Here is a 25,035-nt window from a genome sequence, read left to right as displayed (position 1 = left end):
ACTGGCCCCCTTTTTCTATTGTGCTCCAGCCAGGAAGCTAACCCTGGCGAGTCTCTCAACGTGGATCAACTATTGCAGTGGTCCATTCAGGCCAGCAAAGCCGTAACCGAAAGCAACCACACACTCTGCCGGTCCACTTTGCTATCTTGGGGCAACCTGTCCCATGCCGATAAAGCCAACCTGAGAGGTCTGCCATGCCCGAGTTGCCCCTGACTGAACAAGAACGCCGTGTATTGGAAGAGAAGGGCACGGAGCATCCCTTCAGTGGCCGCTTTCTCTACCTGGACAGCCCCGGTGTCTATTGCTGTCGCCGCTGTCAGGCGCCCCTCTACCAGTCGGACAGCAAGTTCGACGCAGGCTGCGGTTGGCCCTCGTTTGACGACGAGTTGCCCGGCGCGGTGCGCCGGGAGGTGGATGCCGACGGTCGCCGTACCGAGATCCTCTGCGCCCAGTGTGGTGGCCACCTGGGGCATGTGTTCAGCGGAGAGCGACTGACCGACAAGAACCTGCGCCACTGCGTGAATGCCCTGGCGCTGAGCTTTACCCCGCAGCAAAGCACATCGGGTAGCCAGACCGCGGTGTTTGGCGGAGGCTGTTTCTGGTGCCTGGAGGCGCTGTTTCAGCGGATCATTGGTGTCACCCAGGTCACCAGCGGCTACAGCGGCGGCGACGCGGACAGCGCCCACTATCGTCAGGTCTGCAGTGGCAACAGTGGCCATATCGAGGTGATCTCGTTGCAGTTTGACCCGGCAGAGGTCAGCTATGACCAACTGCTGGAGCTGTTCTTTGACTGCCACGATCCCACCAGTTGGGATCAGCAGGGAGCGGATAAGGGCAGCCAATACCGTGGCGTGATCTTCTGCCAGGATGCAGCGCAGCGTGAGGCCGCCGAGCAGCACATTGAGCGGTTGACCCAGGCGCGATACTTCTCCTCGCCCATTGTCACCGAGCTGCGAGAGGCGGCGCCGTTCTATCCGGCGGAGCCGGAGCATCACAACTACTTCAACCGCAACCCAGCCCAGCCCTATTGCGCCTGGAACATAGGCCCTAAGCTGGCCAAGCTGGCTGCCAAATACGCGGACAGGATCCAACCGGAGTAGGGTGCTGGTTGCTGTTGGTTGGGCTTGTTAGGATGAGTTTTTAGCAACAGCAATCAGGGAGTTATTGCATGGCAAAGCTTACCCACCCGGTCACATCTGTGCTCCTGGTCTGTATGGGCAACATCTGCCGTTCACCCACTGCCGAGGCGGTGTTCCGGGCCAAGGCCGAGCAATATGGATTGGAGTTGGAGATCGACTCCGCCGGCACCATCGCCTACCACGCCGGCGAGAAACCGGATCCCCGCTCTCAGGAGGCCGGAGAGCGTCGTGGCTACGACTTCTCTGGTATGCGGGCCCGGGCCATCACCACGGTGGACCTGGAGCGCTTTGACCTTATCCTGGCGGCGGATCAGCAAAACCTGAGGGACATCCGCGCCCTGGCTCAGCCCCATCAGCAGGATAAGGTCGCCCTGATCCTGGATTGGGGCACGGGGGCCGAGCGCGAGGTGCCGGACCCCTATTACGGCGGTGAGCGGGGCTTTGAGTTGGTGCTGGACCTGCTGGAGGACGCAGCGGAGCCGCTGATGGAGGCGATACGCCGCCAGCGCTGACTCCGAGGGGTTTCAAACAGGCACAAAAAAGCCACCCATTTGGGTGGCTTTTTGTTTGTCCGGGATTTACTCCGGGCGGGTCATGTTGGAGTTGACCATCTTGCCGTAGCGGTTCTTGGCGAAGTCATTGGGCTTTGCCTCAAACTCCGGAACGGCAACGTCCACCAGCGGCATCTCTGGCGCTTCTTTGCTAGGACGGGCCATCTCAGCTTGAGTGCCGCGGCTCAGGTCCAGCTTGACCGGCTTGGCTTCAACCGGCGCTTCCGCTTTGGCTTCTACCGGCGCTTCTGCTTTAGCTTCGACCGGCGCTTCCGCTTTGGCTTCAACCGGGGCTTCAGCCTTGGTTTCTACCGGCGCTTCGGCTTTAGCTTCAACCGGAGCTTCTGCCTTGGCTTCTACCGGGGCTTCAACCTTGGCTTCAACCGGGGCTTCCGCTTTGACTTCTACCGGGGCTTCCGCCTTGGCTTGTACCGGGGCTTCCACTTTGGCCTCTACCGGGGCTTCCGCCTTGGCTTCTACCGGGGCTTCCGCCTTGGCTTCGACCGGGGCTTCCGCTTTGGCTTCGACCGGGGCTTCCGCTTTGGCTTCTACCGGGGCTTTCGCTTTGGCTTCTACCGGGGCTTCGGTCTTGGCTTCTACCGGGGCTTCCGCTTTGGTTTCTACCGGGGCTTCGGCTTTGGTTTCTACCGGGGCTTCGGCTTTGGCTTCTACCGGGGCTTCAACCTTGGTCTCTGCGGGGGCTTCAGGTTTGACTTCTACCGGGGCTTCGGCTTGCTCCAGCGGCATCTGCAGCTGTTGCTCGGCCGGTTGCTCTTCCGGGTAGCGTGCATCTACCGGATCCTGCTGCAGGCTTTCGGCATCCGCTACCGCATCAGTGCCCTTCTCCTCGTCGCGATGGCTGCGACGACGACGTTGACCGGCGGCACGCAGGTGACGCGGGCTGCGACGGGAGCGACGGTGTGCCTGGCGCTCGTTATCGGTCAGGGTCAGTTCGGTTTCACCGCCTTCAACCTGGCCGGCTTCAATCGCCTCACCGGTTTGTACCGGTGCGATAGGCTCAACGGCGTCAACCGGCTTGGTCGGGGCGCGCTCGGCAACCACTTCCGCTTGCTGGGCCACTTCCTGGACCGGCTGGGCGGCAGTGTTGCGGCTGTCCAAGCGGACGGAGCGGTCCATCTTGCGACGCTGGCGACGCTCGCGCTTCTGCGCCGGCGCTTCGCTCTTCTCGACCTGAGCGGCTTCTACCTTCTCAACCTGCTCAACCTGCGGCTTCTCCTCCTTACGGCGGCGCTCACGGCTGGCTTTACGCTCTTCGTTCTGCTGCTCCGGTCGCTCGCTGCGGCGACGATCGTCACGGTCTTTGCGACGGTTGTCAGCACGCTGCTCCTGACGCGGCTCATCGGTGCGCTCGCGACGGTCACGACGGTTGCGACGGCGCTCCTTGTTGGCCTCCAGGCTCTGCTCTTTGTCTTCACGCTTCTCGCCGCTGCGCTGACGGTTGCGACGGTTGCGATCGCCACGCTCACCGCGCTCCTGGCGCTCGCCACGACGACGCTGCTGGTTACCGCGACGGCCCTTAGGCTCCGGCTTGGCCTCTTCCTCTTCGGCACCGAACAGGCCTTTGACTGCCGCTGCCAGACGACCGAACAAGGAGGGCTTGGCCTCTTCCTTCTTGGCCTTCGGCTGGGGCTTGGCTTTCTTCGGCTTGCGCTCTTCGCGCTTGGGCTGCTCCTCTTTGGCCTTCGGCTGTGCGGCAGCGGCTGCTGCGGCCGGGGCCGCCGGGGTGGCCAGACCGCTCAGGGCCGGCTTGTCGCCTTGCTGACGCTCCAGCTTACGCGGCTCGTACAGTTTTGCCTCCGGACGCTCCACCAGGGTGTAGCTGGCTTCGGCGATGGTGTCGTCCTTACGGTGACGTACCACCTTGTAGGCCGGGGTCTCCATGTGCGGGTGGGGGATGACGTACACCTCCACCTTGTGGCGTTGCTCGATGATGCGGATCGCTTTGCGCTTCTCGTTGAGCAGGTAGGCGGCCACATCGGTGGGCACCTGGGCTTCGATCTGGGAGGTGTTCTCCTTGATCGCTTCCTCTTCCATCAGGCGCAGGATGGACAGCGCCAGGGACTCGGTGCCACGGATGCTACCCTGACCGTTACAGCGCGGGCACAGGTGTGCAGCGGATTCGCCCAGGGAAGGACGCAGACGCTGACGGGACATCTCCAGCAGACCGAAGCGGGAGATACGGCCGATCTGTACGCGGGCACGGTCTTGGCGTACCGCGTCACGCAGACGGTTTTCCACTTCACGCTGGTGACGAACCGGGCCCATATCGATGTAATCGATGACCACCAGGCCGCCCAGGTCACGCAGGCGTAACTGGCGAGCGATCTCATCGGCGGCTTCCAGGTTGGTCTGTAGCGCGGTCTCTTCAATGTCGCCGCCTTTGGTGGCGCGAGCGGAGTTGATGTCGATGGCGGTCAGAGCTTCGGTGGGATCGATAACGATGGAACCACCGGAAGGCAGGCGAACCTCACGCTGGAAGGCGGATTCGATCTGACTTTCGATCTGGTAGTGGGTGAACAGCGGCACTTCGCTCTGGTACAGCTTGAGCTTGCTGACGGCGTCGGGGCGCACCAGGGAGATGTGCTCCTTGGCTTGCTCGAAGATGCGCTGATGGTCAATCAGGATCTCGCCGATGTCGCTGCGCAGGTAATCACGAATAGCGCGAACGATGACGTTGCTTTCCTGGTGGATCAGGAACGGCGCCGGACGGGCACCGGCAGCCTGGGTGATGGCATCCCAGTGGTGCAGCAGCACGTTGAGATCCTCGCCCAGCTCTTCAGCGGCTTTGCCCACACCGGCAGTGCGAACAATCAGGCCCATCCCTTCCGGCACGGTCAGCTTGGACAGCGCCTCTTTCAGCTCGGAGCGCTCATCGCCCTCGATGCGGCGGGAGATACCACCGGCACGGGGGTTGTTGGGCATCAGAACCAAGTAGGAACCGGCCAGGCTGATGAAGGTGGTCAGGGCGGCGCCCTTGGTACCACGCTCCTCTTTGTCCACCTGGACGATCACTTCCTGACCTTCCTTGATCGCTTCCTTAATGCTGGGGCGACCCTTGGAGGCGGATTCGGAGAAGTACTCGCGGGCAATCTCTTTGAGGGGCAGGAAACCGTGACGCTCAGCGCCATAATCGACGAAGGCAGCTTCCAGGGAGGGTTCTACGCGGGTGATTTTACCTTTGTAGATGTTAGCTTTTTTCTGCTCATGACCGGGACTTTCGATGTCCAGATCGTACAGGCGCTGGCCATCGACCAGTGCCACACGCAACTCTTCAGATTGAGTTGCATTGATCAGCATTCTTTTCATTAGGTGACTGAGTCCATTTAGAGTCACCGTTCAGGTTAAGCATCGGGCGCATCCGGCACCCCAATGGCAAAGATGTTGCAGCCTCACGGCTGGTTGGGGGAGGGGGCAGACGGCAGTCACGCCGTAACCAAGAGCAGGCGGCCGTGGGCCAGCCACGGATGTTCGAATCGCCTGTTAGGCCCCGTTGTCCAGTGCCGAAGCACTCACCAGTCGCCAATCTTGCCAGCGCCTGGGAAAAATTCTCTATTGCCGGAGTTGGCCGGCTAAACCTGAAGCGGTAACGATTTACCTTTAATAATTCATTCGGTGGAGTGGGGCGTCGCCAATGGCAAATGGGCCTGGATTGGGCCGCAAAAGGGTATTGATGCGGGCTTATCAACCTGGCGAATTGACGGGGTCGTATTACTGCGTGACACCCGATGCGCTTCCAGTTCCGGCCGAGATTGGGCGACTATGTTTGAGTCAGCAACAACCATCGGTGCGACAAGAATAGCAATTCTGTAATTTACGGGCAATGAAGAACATCGCTCATTTGGGGCGTTGCGACGAAACGGGTACAATATCTTCCATGACAGAGACTAATGCCCCCAAGTCCAGCGCCGTGCAATGGCTGGATATTGACGAAGACCATGCCGGTCAAAGAATCGATAACTTCCTGATTACCTTCCTAAAAGGCGTGCCAAAGAGTCTGATTTATCGACTTTTGCGCAAAGGGGAGGTGCGGGTGAATAAAAAGCGCATTAAACCCGAATACAAATTGGCCTATGGCGATCAGATCCGTATCGCCCCCATCCGTATGGCCGAGCCCAAGCCCGATGCCCTGCCTTCCGCCAAGCTGGAGAAGGTGGCGTCGCTGGAGCAGCACATTGTCTACGAAGATAAGGTGATGCTGGTGATCAACAAGCCCTCCGGCATTGCGGTGCACGGCGGCAGTGGGGTCAATTTCGGGGTGATCGAGGCGCTGCGGGCGCTGCGCCCCAAGGAGCGCAATCTGGAACTGGTGCACCGGCTCGACCGCGCTACCTCCGGCTTGCTGATGGTGGCCAAGCGGCGCTCCGCCCTGCGTCATCTGCAGGACCAGCTGCGGGCCAAGACCATGCGCAAGCAGTACCTGGCCTTGGTGAAGGGGCGTTGGTCGCCCAAGCGCCGCGCGGTGCAGGCGCCGTTGCTGAAGCTGCCCCAGACCACCGGCATCCGGGCGGTGATCGTCTCCGACAAGGGCAAGCCGTCGGAAACCCGTTTTCGTATCGCCGAGGCGTTTGAGCGCGCCACACTGGTGGAGGCCAGCCCGATCACCGGCCGTACCCACCAGATCCGGGTGCATACCCAGCACGCCGGCCACCCTATTGCCTGCGATGAGCGCTATGGTGATGCCCAGTTTGACCAGCAGATGGCTAACAAAGGGCTGAACCGCTTGTTCCTGCACGCCTTCCGACTGACCTTCCGCCATCCGGTGGAGGAGAACGAACTGGTGGTGGAAGCACCGTTGGAGCCCAAACTGGAGCGCCTGCTGGAGAATCTGCGCCGATGAACCGATTCGATCTGGTGATCTTTGATTGGGACGGGACCGTGATGGATACCGTCGATCGCATCGTTCACTGCTGGCAGGGGGCCAGTCAGGCAATGGGGCTGCCGGTGCCGGCTCCCTCCGCCATTAAGGGGATGATAGGCCTGTCGATGGAGGCCTGCATCGAACAGGTGGCGCCGCAGCTGGATAACACCCAGCGCACCGCCTTTCGCGATCACTACCGGGCGCAATACCTGGACGCGGAGCAGACCCCGTCACCGCTGTTTGAGGGCATACCGGAGTTGCTGGAAACCCTGGCCGGCCGTGGGCAAACGCTGGCGGTGGCCACCGGTAAGGCTCGCCATGGCTTGGAGCGGGTGCTGGACAGCAGCCAGTTGCGCCACTTCTTTTCCCACACCCGCAGCGCCTCTGATACCGCCTCCAAGCCCCATCCGCAGATGGTGCTGGAGCTGTGTCAGGAAGCGGGCGTATCGCCGCAACGCAGTGTGGTGGTGGGAGATGCCTGGTTTGATATGGAGATGGCCCGCCGGGCGGGGGCCGAGCGGGTAGGCGTCAGTTACGGGGCAGGGGAGGTGGCCAGCCTGCTCAAGGCCGAGCCACTGGCCATCATTGATCGCCCGCTGGCACTGCTAGACCACCTCTAAGACAAGAATCCTGAGCAGGCTAGCCTTGCTGGCCGGCTGAGCTGAGGCTCGCTGCCCGCTCAAGCTTGGCGGGCAGCTGGCCGGTGAGCCAGTCCTTGAGCATCACCCAATCGCTGATCAGGCTGTACACCGGGTATTTAAAGGTGGCGGGCTTGTTGTGCTCGAAACGGAAATGGCCAAGCCAGGCGAAGCCGTAGCCGGTCAGCGGCAGTATCCACCAGTAACCCCATAGGCCGCTGACTGTCAGCCAGGCCAACTCCCCAAGCACCAGGAACGAGCCGATGTAGTGCAGGGCTCGACATCGGGGGTCCTGGTGTTCACTGAGGTAATAAAGGTAGAACTCGCTGTATCGGTTAAACGGCTTGGCCACGCTGCGCTCCTTAGCTTGAGTTGAGCGGGCGGTCCCTCAGCGCTGTTGCGTCAGCACATCCACCCCTTCGTTTGCCAACATCTCACTGAGCGCGATCAGAGGCAAGCCGATCAGGGTGTTGGGGTCGCGTCCCTCCAGTTTATCAAACAGCAGGATCCCCAGCCCTTCGCTCTTGAAGCTGCCGGCGCAGTTATAAGGCTGCTCCGCCTGCAGATAGCCTTCAATCTGGGCGGCACTGAGCTTGCGGAAATGGACGTGGAAGGGCTCGACCGCCATCTGGGCACGGCCGTTGTCGCTGTCCACCAGTGCCAGGCCAGTATAAAAGGTGACGGTTTTGCCACTGGCCGCACTGAGCTGGGCCACCGCCTTGTCGTGGGTGTGCGGCTTGCCGAGGATCTGGCCGTCGATCACTGCCACCTGGTCGGAGCCGATCACCAGCGCATTGGCGTGGCGCGCCGCCACCGCCTCTGCTTTGGCCTGGGCCAGGCGGCCCACCAGCTGTTGGGCGCTCTCCCCGGCCAGTGGGGTCTCATCCACCTCCGGCTTGTCACACAGAAAGGGCAGCCCCAGCTTGTCGAGGATTTCGCGGCGGAAGGGGGAGGTGGAGCCGAGCACCAGTTGTTTGTTCATCATGAAGAAAAAGAATCGGTTGAAGCGGTCAACAAAGGTTATCAAAGCGGATTGACAGCACCAAGGCAAAGACGTAAAAACCCCGCCCTGCGATGACGTCTTTTTGCTAGGCTCCAGGTCTGGATAAAGCTACGCCAGCTGGGGCTAAAACCGCTAAAATAGTTTTGACTCAGATGGGCTCTATCTATAAACTCCGCGGCCTATGCAGAAAGTACGAATACCGGTAACGCTGAATCCGGCCCGATGCGCTCAGCGGCAACTACGCTACGAAGGTCTCCTTCCGGCGAAGGTGCTTAAGCGTGTTAACGGGGCCAGCGCCGGCGACTGCACGGATGTTGACGTTTCCGTGGAATGTGGTGTCGATGTTCAGGGGATAGTCTACCTCAAGGGGAAGGCTGTGACGGAGCTCACTCTGATCTGTCAACGCTGCATGGAACCGATGAAACATCCTGTCGCGGTTGAATTCGCATTCAGCCCTGTGACTGATGAATCACAGATTGATGAGCTCCCGGATGCTTATGAGCCAGTCGAACTCGACGAAAATGGCGAGGTGCATCTGCAACAACTGATTGAGGATGAGGTCCTGTTGGGCTTCCCCATCGTGGCCAGCCACGATGGCGAGGGCTGCAAGATGGCGTCCAGAGATGTGGTTGTCGGCAGAGTTAATGAACCGAAGCCTGCTGATAAGCAACCGAAGAACCCGTTCGCGGTGTTAGAAACTCTTAAGCGAAATTAATCTAGGAGATTGGGGCTATGGCCGTACAAAAAAGCAAGGTAACCCGTTCCCGTCGTGGCATGCGTCGTTCCCACGATGCACTGACCACTGCTCAGCTGTCTGTTGACGCGACTTCCGGTGAGAAGCACCTGCGTCACCACGTAACTGCTGACGGTTTCTACCGTGGCAAGAAGGTTATCAACCTGTAAGGTGATACCAGCTTGTCCAATCTAACCCTAGCGTTAGATGCAATGGGGGGCGATTTCGGCCCCCATGTCACAGTGCCTGCAGCTTTGCAGGCACTGTCGCATTATCCCCACCTAAATATTGTTCTAGTGGGCGATCGCATCGCCGTTGGCGAGCAACTGCGACGCCACAACGCCACCGAATCTCCCCGTCTGCAACTTCTCCACGCCGAACAAGTGGTGCCCATGACCGAGCGTCCGGTCCAGGCTCTGCGTACCCGGCGACAAAGCTCCATGCGTTTAGCCCTCGATCTGGTTCGGGATGGCCAGGCCGATGCCTGTGTCTCCGCCGGCAACACCGGGGCGCTGATGGCCATGGCCAAAGTGGTGCTGCGCACCCTGCCGGGCATTGATCGTCCCGCCCTGGTGGCCACCCTGCCCACCACCAATAATCGACCTGTCTACCTGCTGGACCTGGGCGCCAACGTGGTGTGTGACTCCGAAACCCTGTTCCAGTTTGCGGTGATGGGCTCGGTTCTGGCAGAGCGGGTGGGCCGGCGCAAGCGTCCCAAGCTGGCGCTGCTCAATGTCGGCTCGGAAGAGATCAAGGGCAACGACCAGGTGCAGCAGGCAGCCCAGTTGCTGCAGGCGACACCGCAATTGAACTACACAGGATTTATCGAGGGTGACGGCATCTTCACCGGTGAGGTGGATGTGATCGTCTGCGACGGCTTCGTCGGCAACGTCACCCTGAAGACCACGGAAGGGATCGCCCGCCTGCTGCTTGACCAGCTGCGGCAGAGCGTGAAAGGCAGCGTATTAGCGCAATGTTTGGCCTGGTTACTCAAAGGCCGGCTGCGCAAGCTGAATCAACAAATGAACCCCGACCAGTATAACGGTGCCAGTCTGTTAGGATTGCGCGGTATCGTGGTCAAGAGTCACGGAAACGCTGATCAAACCGCCTTCCTGCGCGCCATCGAAGAAGCGATGGTGGAGGTCGAGCGGCAGGTTCCGGGACGGATCAAAGACCGGCTCGAGTCGGTTCTACTGGATAAATCTTAAGCCTCCTTATGCATACAAAAATTTTGGGCACCGGCAGTTACCTGCCCGCACAGGTGCGCACTAACGCCGATCTCGAGCGCATGGTGGACACCAGCGACGAGTGGATCCTGGAACGCACCGGGATCCGGGAGCGCCGCATTGCCGCCAACGGTGAAACCGTGGCGACCATGGGCTACCAGGCCAGCCTCAAGGCGATCGAGGCCGCCGGCATCGATGCCAGCGAGATCGATATGATCGTCTGTGGCACCACCAGCGCTGAAAACGCGTTCCCCGCTGCCGCCTGTGAGATCCAGGCCAGCTTAGGGCTAACCGGCTGCCCGGCCTTTGATGTCTCCGCAGCCTGCAGTGGCTTCCTGTTTGCCCTGTCGGTGGCTGACCAGTTTGTTAAAAGCGGCCAGTGCCGCAAGGTGCTGGTGATCGGTGCCGATGCCCTGTCCAGCCAGTGTGATCCGGACGATCGCACCACCATCATCCTGTTCGGTGACGGTGCCGGTGCTGCGGTTGTCGGGGCCAGCGAAGCTCCCGGCATCCTCTCAACCCACATCCACAGCGACGGCAGCCAGGCCGAGCTGCTCAAGACCGCCAACCCCAGCCGCAGCAAGGCAGCCCAGCAGCGCCAGGACGATTACCTGGTGATGAAGGGTAACGAGGTGTTCCGCCATGCGGTGACCCGTTTGGCGCAGGTGGTGGAAGAGGCGCTGGATGCCAACCAGATGGTCAAGAGTGACATCGACTGGTTGGTGCCCCATAACGCCAACTACCGCATCCTCAAGGCCACCGCCAAGAAGCTGAGCCTGTCGATGGACCAGGTGGTATTGACTCTGGAGCACCATGGCAACACCTCTGCGGCTTCGGTGCCCATCGCCCTGGATATGGCGGTGCGTGACGGCCGCATTCAGCGTGGTCAGACCCTGTTATTGGAAGCGTTCGGTGCCGGCTTTGCCTGGGGCGCCGCCGTGATTAAGTACTAAGGATATTCCCAATGAGTAAAACCGCATTTGTCTTTCCCGGTCAGGGCAGCCAAAGCGTTGGCATGCTGGCCGAGCTGGCCGAAGCCCACCCGGTGGTCACCGAGACCTTCGCTGAAGCGTCTGAAGCCCTGGGTTTTGACCTGTGGCAACTGGTGCAGGACGGCCCGGCCGAACAGCTGAACCAGACCCAGAACACCCAGCCGGCGCTGCTGACCGCGTCGGTGGCCACCTGGCGCGCCTACCAGGCTGCCGGTGGCGAGGCGCCGGCTCTGTTGGCTGGCCACAGCCTGGGTGAGTACTCCGCTTTGGTGTGTGCTGGGGTGATCCCTTTCGCCGAAGCGGTCAAACTGGTGGCGTTGCGCGGTGATCTGATGCAGCAGGCGGTGCCGGCCGGTGTTGGTGCCATGTCCGCCATCATTGGTCTGGGCGACGAATCCATCGCCAAGGCCTGCGCCGACAGCGCCGAGGGCGAGGTGGTGGCTCCGGTCAACTACAACAGCCCGGGTCAGGTGGTGATCGCCGGTCATAAGGCCGCGGTTGAGCGTGCCGGTGCTGCCTGTAAGGCCGCCGGTGCCAAGCGCGCGCTGCCGCTACCGGTCAGCGTGCCTTCCCACTGCGAGCTGATGAAGCCGGCGGCGGAGAAACTGGCGGTGGCGCTGGAGTCTATCGAGTTCTCCGCACCGAGCATCCCGGTGATCAACAACGTTGACGTGGCCGAGGCCAGCGACGTGGCGGCGATTAAGGACGCCCTGGTACGCCAGCTCTACTGCCCGGTACGCTGGACCGAGACGGTTCAGAAGATGGCAGAGCAAGGGGTGAGCCAACTGTTCGAATGTGGTCCGGGCAAGGTGTTGGCCGGACTGACTAAGCGTATTGATAAATCCCTGACGGCTGCGGCGCTTAACGGCCCCGCGGATCTGCCGTCAGCCTAAGAACAACAAAAGGGAGAGAGACGTTATGGGTTTAACCCTGGACCTGTCTGGCAAGGTGGCGCTGGTCACCGGTGCCAGCCGTGGTATCGGCAAGGCGATCGCCTTGCAGCTGGTGGCCGCCGGCGCCAAGGTGATTGGCACCGCCACCAGTGAGCGCGGCGCCGCCGCCATCGCTGAATACCTGGGCGAACACGGCAACGGCATGGTGTTGAACGTGACCGAACAGGCGTCCATCGACGGCCTGTTTGAGCGTATCAAGGCCGAGTATGGCGACATCGACATCCTGGTGAACAACGCCGGGATCACCCGCGACAACCTGATGATGCGGATGAAAGAGGACGAGTGGTGCGACATTCTCGACACCAACCTGACCTCGGTATTCCGTACCTCCAAGGCGGTACTGCGGGCGATGATGAAAAAACGTCATGGTCGTATCATCAACATCGGCTCCGTGGTCGGTACCATGGGTAACCCGGGTCAGGCCAACTACGCGGCGGCCAAGGCCGGCCTGCTGGGCTTTACTAAGTCCCTGGCAAAGGAAGTGGCCAGCCGTGGTATCACGGTGAACGCTGTGGCCCCGGGCTTCATTCAAACCGACATGACCGACGAACTGACCGAAGACCAGAAAGCCGCTATTATGGGCCAGGTACCGGCAGGGCGATTGGGTCAGGCGCAGGAGATCGCGGACGCGGTTCTGTTCCTGGCATCCGATCGGGCAGGGTACATTACTGGTGAAACTTTGCACGTCAACGGCGGCATGGTGATGGCCTAACGGCCAGTGTGGCTAAAGGCGGTGAAATGGGTTCGATAAGTCGTGATATTGGTTGCATTTTCGTGGTTTGACCACGCTGCTAAATGCTTGCAATGTCTCTGGAATCGAATACACTAACCGCAAATCGACGCATCTGCGTACTTGAACAGGAAAGTAATAATCATGAGCAACATCGAAGAACGCGTAAAGAAGATCATCGTTGAACAGCTGGGCGTAAAGGAAGAAGACGTTAAAGCTGAGGCTTCTTTTGTAGATGATCTGGGTGCCGATTCCCTGGACACCGTTGAGCTGGTAATGGCTCTGGAAGAAGAGTTCGACACCGAGATCCCGGACGAAGAAGCTGAGAAGATCACTACCGTTCAGGCTGCGATCGACTACGTTCAGGCTAACCAGTAAGCCTAACGAATTTTTGAAACAGGCGGCTACGGCCGCCTGTTTGCGTTTTGGAGGTTCCTGTGACCAAACGTCGTATTGTCGTTACTGGCCTTGGGGCGGTGACGCCCGTTGGTAACGATGTAGAAACTACCTGGAAAAACCTGCTGGCTGGTCAAAGTGGTGTTGCCCCCATCCGCCAGTTTGATGCCACCGATTTTGCCGTCCGCTTCTCCGCTTCCGTCAAAGATTTTGACGTTGAGGCCTACCTGAGCAAGAAAGACGCCCGAAAGATGGACCTGTTCATCCAGTACGGCATGGCGGCGTCCATCCAGGCACTGAAAGACTCTGGCCTGACCATCGATGAGAGCAACGCCCATCGCATTGGTGCCGCCATCGGTGCCGGCATGGGTGGCCTGGAGCTGATCGAGAACAACCACGACCAGCTGCGCAAGTCCGGCCCGCGCCGGATCTCCCCCTTCTTCGTGCCGTCCACCATCATCAACATGATCGCCGGTCACCTGTCGATCATGTATGGCTTTACCGGCCCGAACATCGCCATCACCACCGCCTGTACCACCGGTGTGCACAACATCGGCCACGCGGCGCGGATGATCGCCTACGGCGATGCCGACGTGATGATTGCCGGCGGTGCCGAGATGGCCACCACTGAACTGGGTGTGGGCGGTTTCGCCTCCGCCAAGGCGCTGTCTACCCGCAACGACGACCCGCAGAAGGCTTCTCGTCCCTGGGATAAGGACCGCGACGGCTTCGTTATCGGCGACGGTGCCGGCATGGTGGTACTGGAAGAGTACGAGCACGCCAAGGCCCGTGGCGCCAAGATCTACGCCGAGCTGAGCGGCTTTGGCATGAGCGGCGACGCCCACCACATGACGTCGCCGCCGGAAGACGGTCGCGGCGGTGCGGCGGCCATGCGCAATGCCCTTAACGACGCCGATGTGGCCCCGGACGCGGTGGGTTACATCAATGCCCACGGCACCTCCACCCCGGCCGGCGACATCGCCGAGGTGAACGGCGTGAAGCAGCTGTTTGGCGAGCACGCTTACCAGCTGATCATGGGCTCCACCAAGTCCATGACCGGTCACCTGCTGGGTGCCGCCGGTGCGGTGGAGTCGATCTTCACCATCCTGGCGCTGCACAACCAGGAAGTCCCGCCGACCATCAACCTGGAAAACCCCAGCGAAGGTTGTGATCTGGACTTCAACCCGCAAGGGGCCCGTAAGGTTGAGCTGGAGTACGCCCTGTGTAACTCCTTCGGCTTTGGTGGCACCAACGGCTCGCTGCTGTTTAAGCGCGCTTAAGGTCTCAGGCTTGATGAAAACGGCTCCCCAAGGGGAGCCGTTTTTTTTGGCTTATGGCACGGCAGAAATCCCGCTCACGGCGCGGGTCACGGACAGGCCGCCAAGGCTCGTTAGGCTGGTTGAGGTTTGTATATTGTCGGGCAATGGCCAACAATGGCCTGTCGCCGCGCCAGCACGAGCGCTAAGTCATTGTGCGCGGCAGCCAAATCAGGACAGCGAGGAAGCAAGATGGCGAAGGTAGCCTTCATTGGATTGGGCGTGATGGGGTACCCCATGGCCGGGCATCTGGTGGCCGCGGGGCACCAGGTGCGGGTGTATAACCGAACCCAGAGCAAGGCCCAGCAGTGGGTCTCTGAGCACGGTGGTGAGCTGGGACTGACCCCGGCGGAAGCGGCGGGGGATGCCGAGTTGGTAATGCTCTGCGTGGGCAACGATGACGACCTGCGCTCGGTGGTGCTGGGGCCGGACGGCGCCCTGGCGGGCATGGCGGCGGGCAGCGTGCTGGTGGATCACACCACCGCGTCGGCGGACGTGGCCCGCGAGCTGGCTGCGGTGGCTGATAAGCAGCAGGTGGCCTTCCTGGATGCGCCGGTCTCCGGCGGTCAGGCCGGGGCAGAAAACGGCGTGTTGACCATCATGGTCGGCGGCGAGCAAGCCGCCTTTGACCGGTCAGCCCCGGTGATGGATGCCTATGCCCGCAGTGCGGTGCGTTTAGGCCCGGTGGGCAGCGGTCAACTGTGCAAGATGGTTAACCAGATCTGCATTGCCGGGGTGGTCCAGGGCCTGGCCGAGGGGCTGCACTTTGCCCAGCAGGCGGGACTGGATGGCGAGGCGGTGGTGGATGTCATCAGCAAGGGCGCGGCCCAATCCTGGCAGATGGAGAACCGCTCCCACACCATGCTCAAGGGCGAGTACGACTTTGGCTTCGCGGTGGACTGGATGCGCAAGGATCTGGATATCGCCCTGTCCGAGGCGCGGCGCAACGGCTCTCAGCTGCCGCTGACCGCCCTGGTGGATCAGTTCTACGCCGAGGTGCAGAACATGGGTGGCCAGCGCTGGGATACCTCGTCACTGATGGCACGCCTGACCCGCTCGGATAAAGCCTGAGCCGGTAAGCATCCGACTCGGTAGCTACTAGAGCAATAAAAACGCCGCCCGAGGGCGGTGTTGTTGATCTGGCATCAGGCCGGTCGGGCCAGGGCCACCTCCAGGGCAACCTCGCTGACTGCTGAAAGGGCCGCGGTGGCGGCGTGGCTCTGATCGATCTGTGCTCCTTCCAGCTGCAGCAGCACCGCACGCTGGATCTCGCTGAACGGCACCTTGGCCAGAGCCATGGCACTGAGGGCCATCTGCATCGGCGGCAGGCTGGGGTTGAAGGCGGCGTTCTCGGCGTAACGGCCGGCAAACTGGCGTCCATCCCGGGTCTGCAGCACTACAGCGGCGGGGCTGAGGGAGTAGGGGGCGTAACTGGCAGCGGCCTGTTCACAGGCGAGCTGAACCACGGCGTCGCCGCCCTGGATCTGCAGCGGCTTGACCCGGTCTGCCATCAGTCCGGTTTCCACCCCCAGATCCGCAGGACCAAATGCGTAGGGCAGGTAGTGGTGCAGATCCTGGCTGCCCTGTTCAGGCAATACCACCTGCAAGGCGCTGGCGTGCTGCAGCTCGTTCATAAACTGACGGCAGTGGCCACAGGGGGAGGCGTTGATCACGATCGCCTTCAGCTCAGGCTCACCGGCCAGCCAGGCGTGGCTGATGGCGGCCTGCTCGGCGTGGACCGAGTGGAACAGGGTTTGTCCCTGCAGCTCCAGGTTGGCGCCAAAGTAGAGATCATCCGAGTGGCCAACGGCGATGGCCCCCACCTTGAAGTGGGAAACCGGTGCCTGGGCCAGGTCTGCCGCCAAGGGCAGCAACGCCAGCAGCAGCTCATTACCGCTGAGGCCACTGCGCTGCTCCAGCGCCTGGCGCTGTGTGTGATTGAGGTAACCAGTGAAGGGCTGCTCCACCACCTCGACCAGTGCCTGGGCGAGGGGGGCGGGCAGGCTGGCTAACGCCTCAGAAAAGGGTTGGGTCATCGTCAACTTCCTAACAGAACCTGACGATAGTGTAGTGTGAAGCGCCTCACATTAGTGTGCGCCAGCTCACGAGGGCAACTCAATCAGAGGCTGCGCAGGTAGTGGCCCAACGCGGTCAGCAGCCGGGTTTTCTCCTCGTCACTGCCGTGCTGCTCGAACAGACGTTCTAGCCGGTACAGGTACTCGGGATTGTTCAGTGCCTGGTGACAATGCTCATGCCAGCGCTGCAGTTCCTGCTCCGACAGGGTTTCCGGGTAGTTGCGGGCGCGGTAGCGGAAGAACAGTGGCGCCAGACGCGGGTCGCTGAACTGCGGCTCCAGCGCGGACAGGTTCTGTGGCGCGGTATCCCGCACCAGCTCCATCTGGGCCCGGTCGCTGTCGCTGAAAAAGCCCTCATAGAGCTTCTGTTCCGCCGGCTTGTCGTCGCTTTGCGGCGGCGCCGAGTCCAGGAACAGGCCATGCAGCTTTTCCCGCACCAGCTTGTGCTGCTCCCGCAGCTTACGGTAGTGCTCGCGGCAGCGGGCCTTGTCCAGTCCCAGCCGCTCGGCATTGCCATCGTCCAGGGTGGAAGCCGGGGCAATGAAGGGGCTGCGATTGAGGTGAACCAGCTTGACCGGTACCCGCGGCTCCCCCTCCGGGCGCTGCTCCGCTTTAAGGTAGAGCTTCTCCCGCAGGGTCTCGATGTCCCACTCCAGCAGCGGCGTCGGGTCCTGGGTCAGGTCGACGCAGGCCACCGCATTCTTGTTGTCCGGATGCCAGGCCATCGGCAGCACCAGGGCGGCACAGCCTTGGGCCGCCGGGAAGCGGGAGCTGACGTGCAGCAGCGGTTTGAGGTTGAGGATGTCGATCTGCTGCGCCACCGCCTGCTTACGCCGCAGCGAGAAGGCCCATTGGTACAGCTTGGGCTGCTTCTCCTTGATCAGCTTGGCCAGGGCAATGGTGGCCTTCACATCGGAGACCGCATCGTGGGCGTTGCCATGGTCGAGGCCATTGGCGGCGGTCAGGTGCTCCAGCTTGAAGCTGGGGACGCCGGGCTTCCGCTCCGGCCACTCGATCCCCTCGGGACGCAGGGCATAGCAAGCGCGAACCAGATCGATCAGATCCCAGCGGCTGTTGCCGTTTTGCCACTCGCGGCCGTAGGGGTCAAAGAAGTTGCGGTAGAGGGTGTAGCGGGTGACCTCATCGTCAAAGCGGATGGAGTTGTAACCCAGGGTACAAGTGCCGGGGCGGGCCATCTGCTCGTGCACCTTACGGATGAACTCCGCCTCCACCAAACCGACCCGGTTGGCCTTTTGCGGGGTGATGCCGGTGACAAACAGTGCCTCAGGCTGGGGCAGGTAGTCGGTGGGCAGGCGGCAGAAGATCTCCACCGGATCCTCAATAGGGTTGAGGTCGAGATCGGTACGAATGGCGGCGAATTGAGCGGGCCGGTCGACGCTGGGTTCGGCACCCCAGGTCTCGTAATCGTGCCACAGCAGGGTTTGGTCTTGGCGCATCGGCATCCGGGTCTGAGCAAAAATGTCAGTGTATCAGAAAACGCCGTTGGTTCAGGCACTCAGGCACCCAGAGCCGGCTTATACGCTGGTAAAACCGGCGCTTTGGCCCGGCACGCCCGGTTTGCACTGACTAGACTTGTTAACATTTTGCACTGCCTGGATGACGTGAGATTCAAATCAAAGCTAACTAACTGAGGTCACCCAATGAATCAATCCACGGATTTGGAGACGTTGCAGATCTACCCGCAGCGCCGCTTCAAGGTGTACCAACATCGTCAACTGGACAAGATCGCCCCGGTGCAGGGGCTGCCCGAGTCGCTGCGATTCGCCATGAGGGTGGTCGCCAGCGTGCTGCCGTTTCGGGTTAATGAGTATGTGATCAATGACCTGATCGATTGGCAGCGGGTGCCAGAGGACCCCATCTTTCGATTGACCTTTCCCCAAGCCAAGATGCTGCGGCCCGCGGCCTTTGAACGGATGGCGCAGCTGCTGCGTTCCGGGCCCAGCAACGAGCAGGTCCAGCAACTGGCCGCCCAGATCCGGGCGCAGATGAATCCCCACCCCGCCGGCCAGATGAGCCTGAACGTGCCCAAGCAGCAGGGGGAGTCGCTGGATGGGATGCAGCACAAGTACAAGGAAACCCTGCTGTTCTTCCCCTCCCAGGGACAGTATTGCCATAGCTACTGCACCTTTTGCTTCCGTTGGGCCCAGTTTGTCGGCCGCTCCCTGCGCTTTAACTCCAATGATGTGGCGGCGCTGCATGGGTATCTTTCGTCTCATCCGGAGATCACCGATCTGCTGATGACCGGTGGCGACCCCATGGTGATGCGCACCGAGAAGCTGGCCCAGTACCTGACGCCCTTGTTGGACTCCCCATCGCTGGCCCATGTGCGCAGTGTCCGTTTCGGTACCAAGGCGCTGACCTACTGGCCCTACCGCTTTGTCACCGATGAGGATGCCGATGAGTTGTTGCGCCTTTTCGAGCGGCTGGTGCGAGCGGGCAAGCACGTCACCGTGATGGCCCATCTGAATCACTGGCGCGAGATGGAGACCCCGATCTTTGAGGAGGCGGTGCGGCGGATCCGCGCCACTGGCGCCAACATCCGCTCGCAAGGCCCGCTGCTGGCCAACATCAACGACAGTGCCGAGGATTGGGCCCAGATGTGGCGTCGCCAGGTTCAATTGGGGATCGTACCCTACTATTTCTTCATCGAACGGGATACCGGGCCGAAGCACTACTTTGAGGTGCCGCTGCATCGGGCCTATGAGATCTACCGGGATGCCATCAGTCAGGTCTCCGGCCTGGCCCGCACCGCGCGGGGGCCGAGCATGAGCGCCGGCCCGGGCAAGGTCGAGATCCAGGGGATCTGCGAGGTGGCCGGGGAGAAGGTGTTTGTGCTGCGCTTTTTGCAGGCGCGCAACCCGGCCTGGACCTACCGGCCCTTCTTTGCCCGGTACGATACCCAGGCCTATTGGCTGGACGATCTCAAGCCCGCCTTTGGCGAGGCGCAGTTCTTTTGGCAACAGGAGTACGAGGCGATGTGCGCTGGCAGCGGCTAGGCCCGGATTCGATGTGATCAATCCTCTGGGGACCCCTTGCAATCATTGACCCCGCAGTGACCAGGGATGGGCGAGATGGGGCTGGAACCGGAGCAACGATGCGGATTGGCATTCTTGTGCTGGTGGCAGGCCTGTTGGTCTGTTCACCCCAATGGCTTCAGTTTGAGCAGCTGTTTGCCCCTGCGGACAGCGCGGTGGCACCGGTAAGGACCCGTCCCGCCCAGTTGAGTGACGTCTGGCCGGTACTGGCGCAACCGGGGCAGGGGGATCTGGACGCCATGCTGCAGCGTGGTGAGATCCGGGTGCTGACCAGCTTTACCCTGGGCTGGTACTACATCGAGCAGGGTCAGCCCAGCGGCCTGATCTTTGAGCTGACCCGTCTGTTTGAGCAACACCTAGAGGAGTACCTCGGTCCCGAGGCCGAGGGGCTTAAGGTGACGGTGATCCCGGTGCGTACCGACCAGCTGGTGCCCTACCTGCTGCAGGGACTGGGCGACGTCATCTTCGCCAACCTTACCATCACCCCGGATCTGTCCGAGCAGGTACGCTTCTCCATCCCGGTGATTGAGCCGGTGCGGGAGCTGGTGGTCAGCGGCCCTGACAGTCAGCCCCTGTCCAGCCTGGATCACTGGGACGACCGTCCCATCACCGTCCGCCGTGACAGCAGTTACCATGACAGCCTGCAGCAGCAGAACCAACTGCGGTTTCAGCGCGGTTTGCCGGAATTGACGGTGCAGTTCGCCGATCCCCGCCTCGAGGATGAAGACCTGCTGGAGATGGTGGCGCTGGGCCAGCTGGCGGCCACGGTGATTGGCGATCATAAGCTGCCACCTTGGCAGCGGGCCTTACCGGAGCTGGTGGTGCAGGGGCAACTGGTGGTGCGCGATGGTGGCCAGGTGGCCTGGGCGATGCGACCGGACAGCCCCAAGATGCAGGCGTTGGTGGACAGCTACGTCCAGACCCATCCGATGGGCAGTAAGCTCTACAACATAGTGACCGGCCGCTACCTGCGGGGGGATGCCTGGCTGCAGGAGGCGCGGCAGCAGCAGCCCTTTGCCGGTGCCCAGGAGCTGATCCCCCTGTTTGAGAAGTACGGTCAGATCTACGACTTTGACTGGGTGCTGCTGATGGCGTTTGCCTACCAGGAGTCCCGCTTCAATCCCGGCGCCAAGAGCCCGGTGGGCGCGGTTGGGGTGATGCAGGTGATGCCGTCCACCGCCAAGGATCGACGCATCGATATCGCCGATATCCACCTGACCGAGAACAACATCCACGCCGGCACCAAGTACCTGGACCTGCTGCGGCGCAGCTACTTTGATGACGGCGAGCTGTCAGAATTCAACCGGATGATCTTTGCCATGGCGGCCTACAACGCCGGACCGAACCGGATCAATCGACTGCGGCGGGAAGCCGAGGCCCGGGGATTGGATCCCAATGTCTGGTTTAACAACGTGGAGGATCTGGTGGCGGCGCAGATCGGCGGCGAAACCGTGAACTACGTGGCCAACGTGTATCGCTACTTTGTGTCCTACAAGCGGGTGTTGGCGGAGCAGGAGGCTAGGTCGACGATCCGTCAGCGTTGGCAGGACGCCCATAGCGTGCAGGATCGCTCCTGACCTGCTGGCGTAGCCGTTGCAGAGCCTGTTTCAGCTGTGCCAGTTCCTCGGGCGGACAGTCAGGATCGTAACGCAGCCGCAGGTAGCTGTGGCACACCGGGGCGAAGAGGTGCGCCAGTGCTGGCTGTTGCTTCTGCAGCCGCTGCAGGTGCTCCAGCGGGGGCTCGTTGTCCCTCGCCTGTAACTGACCGGGAGAAAGCAGGCGCTGGCCACGCAGATAGAGCCGTCGGGCCACGCCGGCGGGCTCGGTGAGCGCGCTCAGGGTGCTGCGTACGCGCCACAGCAGCAACATCAGCAATCCCAACATGATGCCCAGCAGGGGCCCCTGCAGCAGCGGCTGCCACCCGGTCTGCCAAAACTGGCGCTGCTGCTGGCGGTCAAATCCCATCACCCACCGACTCCACTGGTAATCCACCTGGTTCCACCACCCCTTTATCGGCCACAGCAGGCTGTGCTGGCCAAAGCGAAGCCAGGGAGAGTTGGCATCCGCCAGAAAGGAGGGCTCATGGCCCAGGCTGGCGGTTGGGCCCTGCTCAATGCGCTCGGGGGCGACGGCCGACGTGGGGTCGTATCGGGTCCAGCCGCTGCCGGGGAGCCACACCTCCGCCCAAGCGTGGGCGTTGTACTGGTACACCGACAGCAGCTTGCCATCTGGGCTGGCCTCGCCGCCCTGGTAGCCGGTGACCATCCGTGCCGGCAGCTGTGCGGCGCGCGCCACGAAGACAAAGGCGGAGGCGTAGTGGCCGCAGAATCCTGCCTGGGTATCAAACAGGAAGCTGTCGATCTGATCCCGGCCCAGCGCGGGTGGCTTCAGGGTGTAGTGGAAGGGGGATTGGCGAAACTCGGTCAGGATCGCCTGCAGCCGGTCCCGCGGTTCGGGGTAGCGTCGCATCAACGACCAGGCCCAATCGCGACTGCGGGGGTTGCCATGGTGGGGCAGGGCAAGGTTGCGTCGCCGCTCTGCTTCAGACAAGGGCACCGGCGGTGGTGACAGCAGGGGCCGTTCCATGGTGATGACCCGACGCTGGGTCAGCGGTCGGGCCCAGCGAAGCCGGTTCTGGTCCAGCGGCTGGACCTGGGGATCGGAGCTGCGGCTGTATTGCAGCGCCGCCAACCAGGGCTGACCTGTGGCCTCCACCAGCAGCTGATAGTCCTGACTGGGGCCGGGCCAATGGGGCGGCTCGCTGATCCGGGCGCTGCTACCGTGCCAGCGCTGACCGTCGAACTGATCCAGGATCAGCGCGCGCCAATAGCGTTGCGGTGGCGTCGGCAGGCCGTGCTCGAACGCCGCTCGCATCACCAGTTCATCGGAACGGGTCAGTTGGGCGATCTGCCCCAGCGCCATGGAGTCGCTCAAGCCGGTGCGTGCCAGGCCCGGCTGGTTCATGTGCCAGATTGGCGGCAGGCGGGGGACCAGCACAAACAGCAACAGGGCCAGGGGCAGGCTCAGTGCCAACAGGCGACTGGTGTGGCCCAGCTGGCTCAGCACGCTACCCGGTCGGTAGCAGGCCAGCAGGGGTACGGTGTTAAGGGCTGCCAGCAGCAACAGGTGGGCAGCCACCATCGGTGAGAAGCGCTCCAGCAGGTGCAGGCCGATAAGGAAGTAGCCGGTCAGCACCACTACGGTGAGATCGCTGACGTTTTTACACTCCAGCGACTTGAGGGCATAGGCCAGCAGCAGCAGGTTGGTCAGTGCCGACATCACGCCCAGCTGGTCCGATAGCAGGGCCAGGGTCAGGGTGGCAGCCAGTCCCAGGGTTCCCACCAGCCAGCGAGGCGGGCTGCTGACCCGGCCCAGCAGCAGGCCCAGGCGCCAAAGCAGGCCCAGCAGGTAGAGGGCAATCACCGCCGGCGTCGCCTGGGCGGCCAGCGGCAGCAGCAGGCCTACCTGGCTGACCAGTTGCCACCACTGGGCGGAGCGGGTCAGGGTCATGGCCCGGGCTCTGCAGGGTAGTGGGCCAGTCGGTTGAGGCAGTCTTGCAGCTGGTGCGGTTCGCTGCCTGGCCAGCTGCGTTGACCCAGCACCAATTGCAACGACTCCCCCCGCTGGTGGTGGGCTAGTAGGGCATGGCACAGGTGACTGAGGGCCGATTCCAAAGGCAATGTGGGTTCCAAAGTGAGCTGGCCGCCATCGCTGGGCTGGGCCAGGGTTTTGGCGTGCCAGCGGCCTGATTGGGCCAGCTGCTTCCAGGCGACCCGGCCCAGGCCATGGCCCGGTTGCCAACGCTCCAGAGTACCGTCCAGCTCGCCCTGGGCGGCGAGGCCACCGCTGCCAGTGCTTAGCCGCTTAACCGGCCCTGGAATGGGCTGGGGCCAGATCCAGCAATGCTGGTCCAGATCCAGCTGCGACCAGAATCGGCACAGGCCGAGGGGATAGAGGCTTTGCAGTTTGAGGCGGCCGGGCTGAAAGTGGCCACGTTGTGCGGTAGGGACGGTCATGGCACAGCGCAGCATGGCCTGATCCAAAACCGCTATGTGGCGCGGTTGGCCCAAGGGGTAGGCCAGGTGCAGGTCGTAGCGCTTAACCTGGCTGCTCAGGCTCAGCTCAAACCGGGCCAGGGCACCGGCATGGCAGGGGCTGACCTCGGTGGCGGCGATCTGCAGCCCCGCCAGGTTACGAAAGCCGATAAATAGGGCGGAGATGAACAGGCTGAACAGCAAAAAGGAGAGGACCAGCACCAGGTTGTTCTGGTAGTTGGTGCCTAGCAGGAACAGCACCAGGCACATCGCCAGGAAATAGACGCCATTGCCGGTGGGCAGCACAAACACGCTGCGATGTGACAGCCCTTGACTTGACTGCGCCGGGCAGCGTCGCCGCAGCCAGCCAAGCCACCACCGTTGGCCCAGCGTGCCTGGCTTCATGCCGGGGCAACCTGACTGAGGATATGTTCGGCGTGCAGCTGGCCCTGATCGGCGCTTTGCGGGCATAAGCGGTGTTGGGTCACCGGCGCAAAGACCGCCATGATGTCCTCCGGTACCAGGAAGGCCCGGCCCGCCAGCAGGGCCCAGGCCTTGGCAGCGGCCAACAGGGCCTGGCTGGCCCGGGGCGAGAGCGGGTGCAGCGCCCGCTCGCACTGCCTGGAGTAGTTCACCAGCGCCAGCAGGTAGTCCAGCACCGCATCGCTGACCCGTATAGCGGACACCGCCTGGCCCAGCTGATGCAGACGCTCCGGGGTCAGTACCGGGCTGAGTCCCGCCGGGTCATCGGCACGGTGGTCCCCTTTGAGCAGGCGGCGCTCTGCCGCTTCACCGGGGTAGCCCAGGCTCAGGCGCATCATGAAGCGGTCGACCTGGGATTCGGGCAGGGGGAAGGTGCCACTTTGCTCAGTGGGATTCTGGGTGGCGATAACGAAAAAGGGGGCGGGCAGCGGGTGGGTGGTGCCATCGAGGCTGATCTGCTTCTCTGCCATCGCTTCTAGCAGGGCACTCTGAGTTTTCGGGCTGGCCCGGTTGATCTCATCCGCCAGCAGCACCTGGCAGAACAGCGGCCCCTGGTGAAACTCGAACTGCGCGGTGGCCTGGTTGAAGATGTTCACCCCCAACAGATCCGCTGGCAACATGTCCGCGGTAAACTGGACCCGTCGATAGGACAGCCCCAGGGTGCTGGCCAGGGCGGTGCTAAGGGTGGTCTTGCCCATCCCGGGCAGGTCCTCGATAAGCAGGTGGCCCCCGGCCAACAGGCACGCCATCGACAGCCGCACCGCCTTAGGCTTGTCCAGTAACACTTGTTCCAGCTGACTCAGCGCCAGCCGAAGTTCGGATTCCATTCTT

Annotated in this window: 23 protein-coding genes; 15 read left to right on the top strand and 8 right to left on the bottom strand. The window is 62.1% G+C overall.

The window, feature by feature from the left end:
* The first annotated feature begins 194 nt into the window (after positions 1 to 194).
* Together BUC04_RS04560 and BUC04_RS04555 are read left to right on the top strand one after the other, a co-directional pair.
* The gene (locus BUC04_RS04560) at positions 195 to 1,100 is read left to right on the top strand and encodes a bifunctional methionine sulfoxide reductase B/A protein (protein WP_067657632.1); all 906 of its coding nucleotides are present in this window, start codon (positions 195 to 197) and stop codon (positions 1,098 to 1,100) included.
* Between the two features lie 68 nt (positions 1,101 to 1,168).
* Complete coding sequence (locus BUC04_RS04555; RefSeq protein WP_067657635.1) at positions 1,169 to 1,651, top strand: low molecular weight protein-tyrosine-phosphatase; 483 nt, start codon at positions 1,169 to 1,171, stop codon at positions 1,649 to 1,651.
* Between the two features lie 66 nt (positions 1,652 to 1,717).
* Here the strand turns inward: BUC04_RS04555 and rne are convergent, their stop codons facing one another.
* Positions 1,718 to 5,017 (bottom strand): ribonuclease E, encoded by a 3,300-nt coding sequence (gene rne, locus BUC04_RS04550; protein ID WP_067657638.1) that lies wholly within the window; start codon positions 5,015 to 5,017, stop codon positions 1,718 to 1,720.
* A gap of 568 nt (positions 5,018 to 5,585) precedes the next feature.
* Between rne and rluC the strand changes: the two genes are divergently transcribed.
* Positions 5,586 to 6,548: a 23S rRNA pseudouridine(955/2504/2580) synthase RluC gene (rluC, locus tag BUC04_RS04545; protein WP_067657641.1), complete on the top strand. Its 963-nt coding sequence runs from the start codon at positions 5,586 to 5,588 to the stop codon at positions 6,546 to 6,548.
* The gene (locus BUC04_RS04540; protein ID WP_067657644.1) at positions 6,545 to 7,189 is read left to right on the top strand and encodes an HAD family hydrolase; all 645 of its coding nucleotides are present in this window, start codon (positions 6,545 to 6,547) and stop codon (positions 7,187 to 7,189) included. The genes rluC and BUC04_RS04540 overlap by 4 nt, the downstream gene beginning before the upstream one ends.
* A gap of 19 nt (positions 7,190 to 7,208) precedes the next feature.
* On the opposite strand, the gene BUC04_RS04535 is transcribed toward BUC04_RS04540, so the two are convergent.
* Positions 7,209 to 7,559, bottom strand: coding sequence for an Mpo1-like protein (locus tag BUC04_RS04535; protein ID WP_067657647.1), 351 nt, complete (start codon positions 7,557 to 7,559; stop codon positions 7,209 to 7,211).
* A gap of 36 nt (positions 7,560 to 7,595) precedes the next feature.
* On the bottom strand, positions 7,596 to 8,189 hold the full coding sequence (locus BUC04_RS04530; RefSeq protein WP_067657929.1) for a Maf family protein: 594 nt from the start codon (positions 8,187 to 8,189) through the stop codon (positions 7,596 to 7,598).
* 202 nt (positions 8,190 to 8,391) lie between these two features.
* On the opposite strand from BUC04_RS04530, the gene yceD reads away from it, so the two are divergent.
* The 9 genes from yceD (at position 8,392) to BUC04_RS04485 (ending at position 15,627) form a co-directional block, all read left to right on the top strand.
* Entirely contained in the window at positions 8,392 to 8,925 is a 534-nt protein-coding gene (gene yceD, locus BUC04_RS04525) for a 23S rRNA accumulation protein YceD (protein ID WP_067657650.1), read from the top strand.
* Positions 8,926 to 8,942: 17 nt separating this feature from the next.
* A complete protein-coding gene (gene rpmF / locus BUC04_RS04520; RefSeq protein WP_067657653.1) occupies positions 8,943 to 9,113 on the top strand; it encodes a 50S ribosomal protein L32 in 171 nt (56 codons plus the stop codon).
* A gap of 12 nt (positions 9,114 to 9,125) precedes the next feature.
* Entirely contained in the window at positions 9,126 to 10,151 is a 1,026-nt protein-coding gene (gene plsX / locus BUC04_RS04515) for a phosphate acyltransferase PlsX (RefSeq protein ID WP_067657656.1), read from the top strand.
* Between the two features lie 8 nt (positions 10,152 to 10,159).
* Entirely contained in the window at positions 10,160 to 11,122 is a 963-nt protein-coding gene (locus BUC04_RS04510; protein ID WP_067657659.1) for a beta-ketoacyl-ACP synthase III, read from the top strand.
* 11 nt (positions 11,123 to 11,133) lie between these two features.
* On the top strand, positions 11,134 to 12,054 hold the full coding sequence (fabD, locus tag BUC04_RS04505; RefSeq protein ID WP_067657661.1) for an ACP S-malonyltransferase: 921 nt from the start codon (positions 11,134 to 11,136) through the stop codon (positions 12,052 to 12,054).
* Positions 12,055 to 12,079: 25 nt separating this feature from the next.
* Positions 12,080 to 12,826, top strand: a complete 747-nt coding sequence (fabG, locus tag BUC04_RS04500; RefSeq protein WP_067657663.1) for a 3-oxoacyl-ACP reductase FabG — start codon at positions 12,080 to 12,082, stop codon at positions 12,824 to 12,826.
* A 162-nt stretch (positions 12,827 to 12,988) separates the two neighbouring features.
* On the top strand, positions 12,989 to 13,222 hold the full coding sequence (gene acpP / locus BUC04_RS04495; protein WP_067657665.1) for an acyl carrier protein: 234 nt from the start codon (positions 12,989 to 12,991) through the stop codon (positions 13,220 to 13,222).
* Between the two features lie 59 nt (positions 13,223 to 13,281).
* Positions 13,282 to 14,520, top strand: a complete 1,239-nt coding sequence (fabF, locus tag BUC04_RS04490; protein ID WP_067657668.1) for a beta-ketoacyl-ACP synthase II — start codon at positions 13,282 to 13,284, stop codon at positions 14,518 to 14,520.
* A 153-nt stretch (positions 14,521 to 14,673) separates the two neighbouring features.
* Complete coding sequence (locus BUC04_RS04485; protein WP_268762515.1) at positions 14,674 to 15,627, top strand: NAD(P)-dependent oxidoreductase; 954 nt, start codon at positions 14,674 to 14,676, stop codon at positions 15,625 to 15,627.
* 74 nt (positions 15,628 to 15,701) lie between these two features.
* Here BUC04_RS04485 and cdd read toward each other — a convergent pair whose 3' ends face one another.
* Together cdd and sbcB are read right to left on the bottom strand one after the other, a co-directional pair.
* A complete protein-coding gene (cdd, locus tag BUC04_RS04480) occupies positions 15,702 to 16,592 on the bottom strand; it encodes a cytidine deaminase (RefSeq protein WP_067657675.1) in 891 nt (296 codons plus the stop codon).
* Between the two features lie 83 nt (positions 16,593 to 16,675).
* On the bottom strand, positions 16,676 to 18,094 hold the full coding sequence (sbcB, locus tag BUC04_RS04475; RefSeq protein WP_067657678.1) for an exodeoxyribonuclease I: 1,419 nt from the start codon (positions 18,092 to 18,094) through the stop codon (positions 16,676 to 16,678).
* Between the two features lie 198 nt (positions 18,095 to 18,292).
* Here sbcB and BUC04_RS04470 point away from each other — a divergent pair, with 198 nt between their 5' ends.
* Together BUC04_RS04470 and BUC04_RS04465 are read left to right on the top strand one after the other, a co-directional pair.
* Entirely contained in the window at positions 18,293 to 19,648 is a 1,356-nt protein-coding gene (locus BUC04_RS04470) for a KamA family radical SAM protein (RefSeq protein WP_067657681.1), read from the top strand.
* A 98-nt stretch (positions 19,649 to 19,746) separates the two neighbouring features.
* Positions 19,747 to 21,264 (top strand): MltF family protein, encoded by a 1,518-nt coding sequence (locus BUC04_RS04465; RefSeq protein WP_067657684.1) that lies wholly within the window; start codon positions 19,747 to 19,749, stop codon positions 21,262 to 21,264.
* On the opposite strand, the gene BUC04_RS04460 is transcribed toward BUC04_RS04465, so the two are convergent.
* Genes BUC04_RS04460 through BUC04_RS04450 form a run of 3 tightly spaced genes read right to left on the bottom strand, consistent with a single transcriptional unit; the run spans position 21,206 to position 25,031 of the window.
* Entirely contained in the window at positions 21,206 to 23,197 is a 1,992-nt protein-coding gene (locus BUC04_RS04460; protein WP_067657687.1) for a transglutaminase TgpA family protein, read from the bottom strand. The genes BUC04_RS04465 and BUC04_RS04460 overlap by 59 nt on opposite strands.
* Entirely contained in the window at positions 23,194 to 24,126 is a 933-nt protein-coding gene (locus tag BUC04_RS04455; protein WP_067657690.1) for a DUF58 domain-containing protein, read from the bottom strand. Before BUC04_RS04455 ends, BUC04_RS04460 begins: the two co-directional genes overlap by 4 nt.
* Positions 24,123 to 25,031 carry an AAA family ATPase gene (locus BUC04_RS04450; RefSeq protein ID WP_067657693.1) on the bottom strand — a complete coding sequence of 303 codons (909 nt, stop codon included), beginning with the start codon at positions 25,029 to 25,031 and terminating at the stop codon, positions 24,123 to 24,125. The genes BUC04_RS04455 and BUC04_RS04450 overlap by 4 nt, the downstream gene beginning before the upstream one ends.
* Positions 25,032 to 25,035: the final 4 nt, after the last annotated feature.

Source organism: Ferrimonas marina (genome assembly GCF_900129905.1).
Taxonomy (GTDB): Bacteria; Pseudomonadota; Gammaproteobacteria; order Enterobacterales; family Shewanellaceae; genus Ferrimonas; species Ferrimonas marina.
This window is presented reverse-complemented; position numbering and strand designations above follow the sequence as displayed.

Excerpts from the sequence above, each read along its gene's own strand:
- BUC04_RS04530 (WP_067657929.1), bottom strand. The coding sequence starts at position 8,189 with ATGAACAAACAACTGGTGCTCGGCTCCACCTCCCCCTTCCGCCGCGAA.
- BUC04_RS04540 (WP_067657644.1), top strand. The coding sequence starts at position 6,545 with ATGAACCGATTCGATCTGGTGATCTTTGATTGGGACGGGACCGTGATG.
- BUC04_RS04510 (WP_067657659.1), top strand. The coding sequence starts at position 10,160 with ATGCATACAAAAATTTTGGGCACCGGCAGTTACCTGCCCGCACAGGTG.
- BUC04_RS04460 (WP_067657687.1), bottom strand. The coding sequence starts at position 23,197 with ATGACCCTGACCCGCTCCGCCCAGTGGTGGCAACTGGTCAGCCAGGTA.
- BUC04_RS04455 (WP_067657690.1), bottom strand. The coding sequence starts at position 24,126 with ATGAAGCCAGGCACGCTGGGCCAACGGTGGTGGCTTGGCTGGCTGCGG.
- BUC04_RS04485 (WP_268762515.1), top strand. The coding sequence starts at position 14,674 with ATGGCCTGTCGCCGCGCCAGCACGAGCGCTAAGTCATTGTGCGCGGCA.
- rpmF (WP_067657653.1), top strand. The coding sequence starts at position 8,943 with ATGGCCGTACAAAAAAGCAAGGTAACCCGTTCCCGTCGTGGCATGCGT.
- fabD (WP_067657661.1), top strand. The coding sequence starts at position 11,134 with ATGAGTAAAACCGCATTTGTCTTTCCCGGTCAGGGCAGCCAAAGCGTT.
- acpP (WP_067657665.1), top strand. The coding sequence starts at position 12,989 with ATGAGCAACATCGAAGAACGCGTAAAGAAGATCATCGTTGAACAGCTG.
- rluC (WP_067657641.1), top strand. The coding sequence starts at position 5,586 with ATGACAGAGACTAATGCCCCCAAGTCCAGCGCCGTGCAATGGCTGGAT.
- BUC04_RS04560 (WP_067657632.1), top strand. The coding sequence starts at position 195 with ATGCCCGAGTTGCCCCTGACTGAACAAGAACGCCGTGTATTGGAAGAG.
- BUC04_RS04465 (WP_067657684.1), top strand. The coding sequence starts at position 19,747 with ATGCGGATTGGCATTCTTGTGCTGGTGGCAGGCCTGTTGGTCTGTTCA.
- BUC04_RS04470 (WP_067657681.1), top strand. The coding sequence starts at position 18,293 with ATGAATCAATCCACGGATTTGGAGACGTTGCAGATCTACCCGCAGCGC.
- cdd (WP_067657675.1), bottom strand. The coding sequence starts at position 16,592 with ATGACCCAACCCTTTTCTGAGGCGTTAGCCAGCCTGCCCGCCCCCCTC.
- sbcB (WP_067657678.1), bottom strand. The coding sequence starts at position 18,094 with ATGCCGATGCGCCAAGACCAAACCCTGCTGTGGCACGATTACGAGACC.
- fabG (WP_067657663.1), top strand. The coding sequence starts at position 12,080 with ATGGGTTTAACCCTGGACCTGTCTGGCAAGGTGGCGCTGGTCACCGGT.
- BUC04_RS04450 (WP_067657693.1), bottom strand. The coding sequence starts at position 25,031 with ATGGAATCCGAACTTCGGCTGGCGCTGAGTCAGCTGGAACAAGTGTTA.
- rne (WP_067657638.1), bottom strand. The coding sequence starts at position 5,017 with ATGAAAAGAATGCTGATCAATGCAACTCAATCTGAAGAGTTGCGTGTG.
- BUC04_RS04555 (WP_067657635.1), top strand. The coding sequence starts at position 1,169 with ATGGCAAAGCTTACCCACCCGGTCACATCTGTGCTCCTGGTCTGTATG.
- yceD (WP_067657650.1), top strand. The coding sequence starts at position 8,392 with ATGCAGAAAGTACGAATACCGGTAACGCTGAATCCGGCCCGATGCGCT.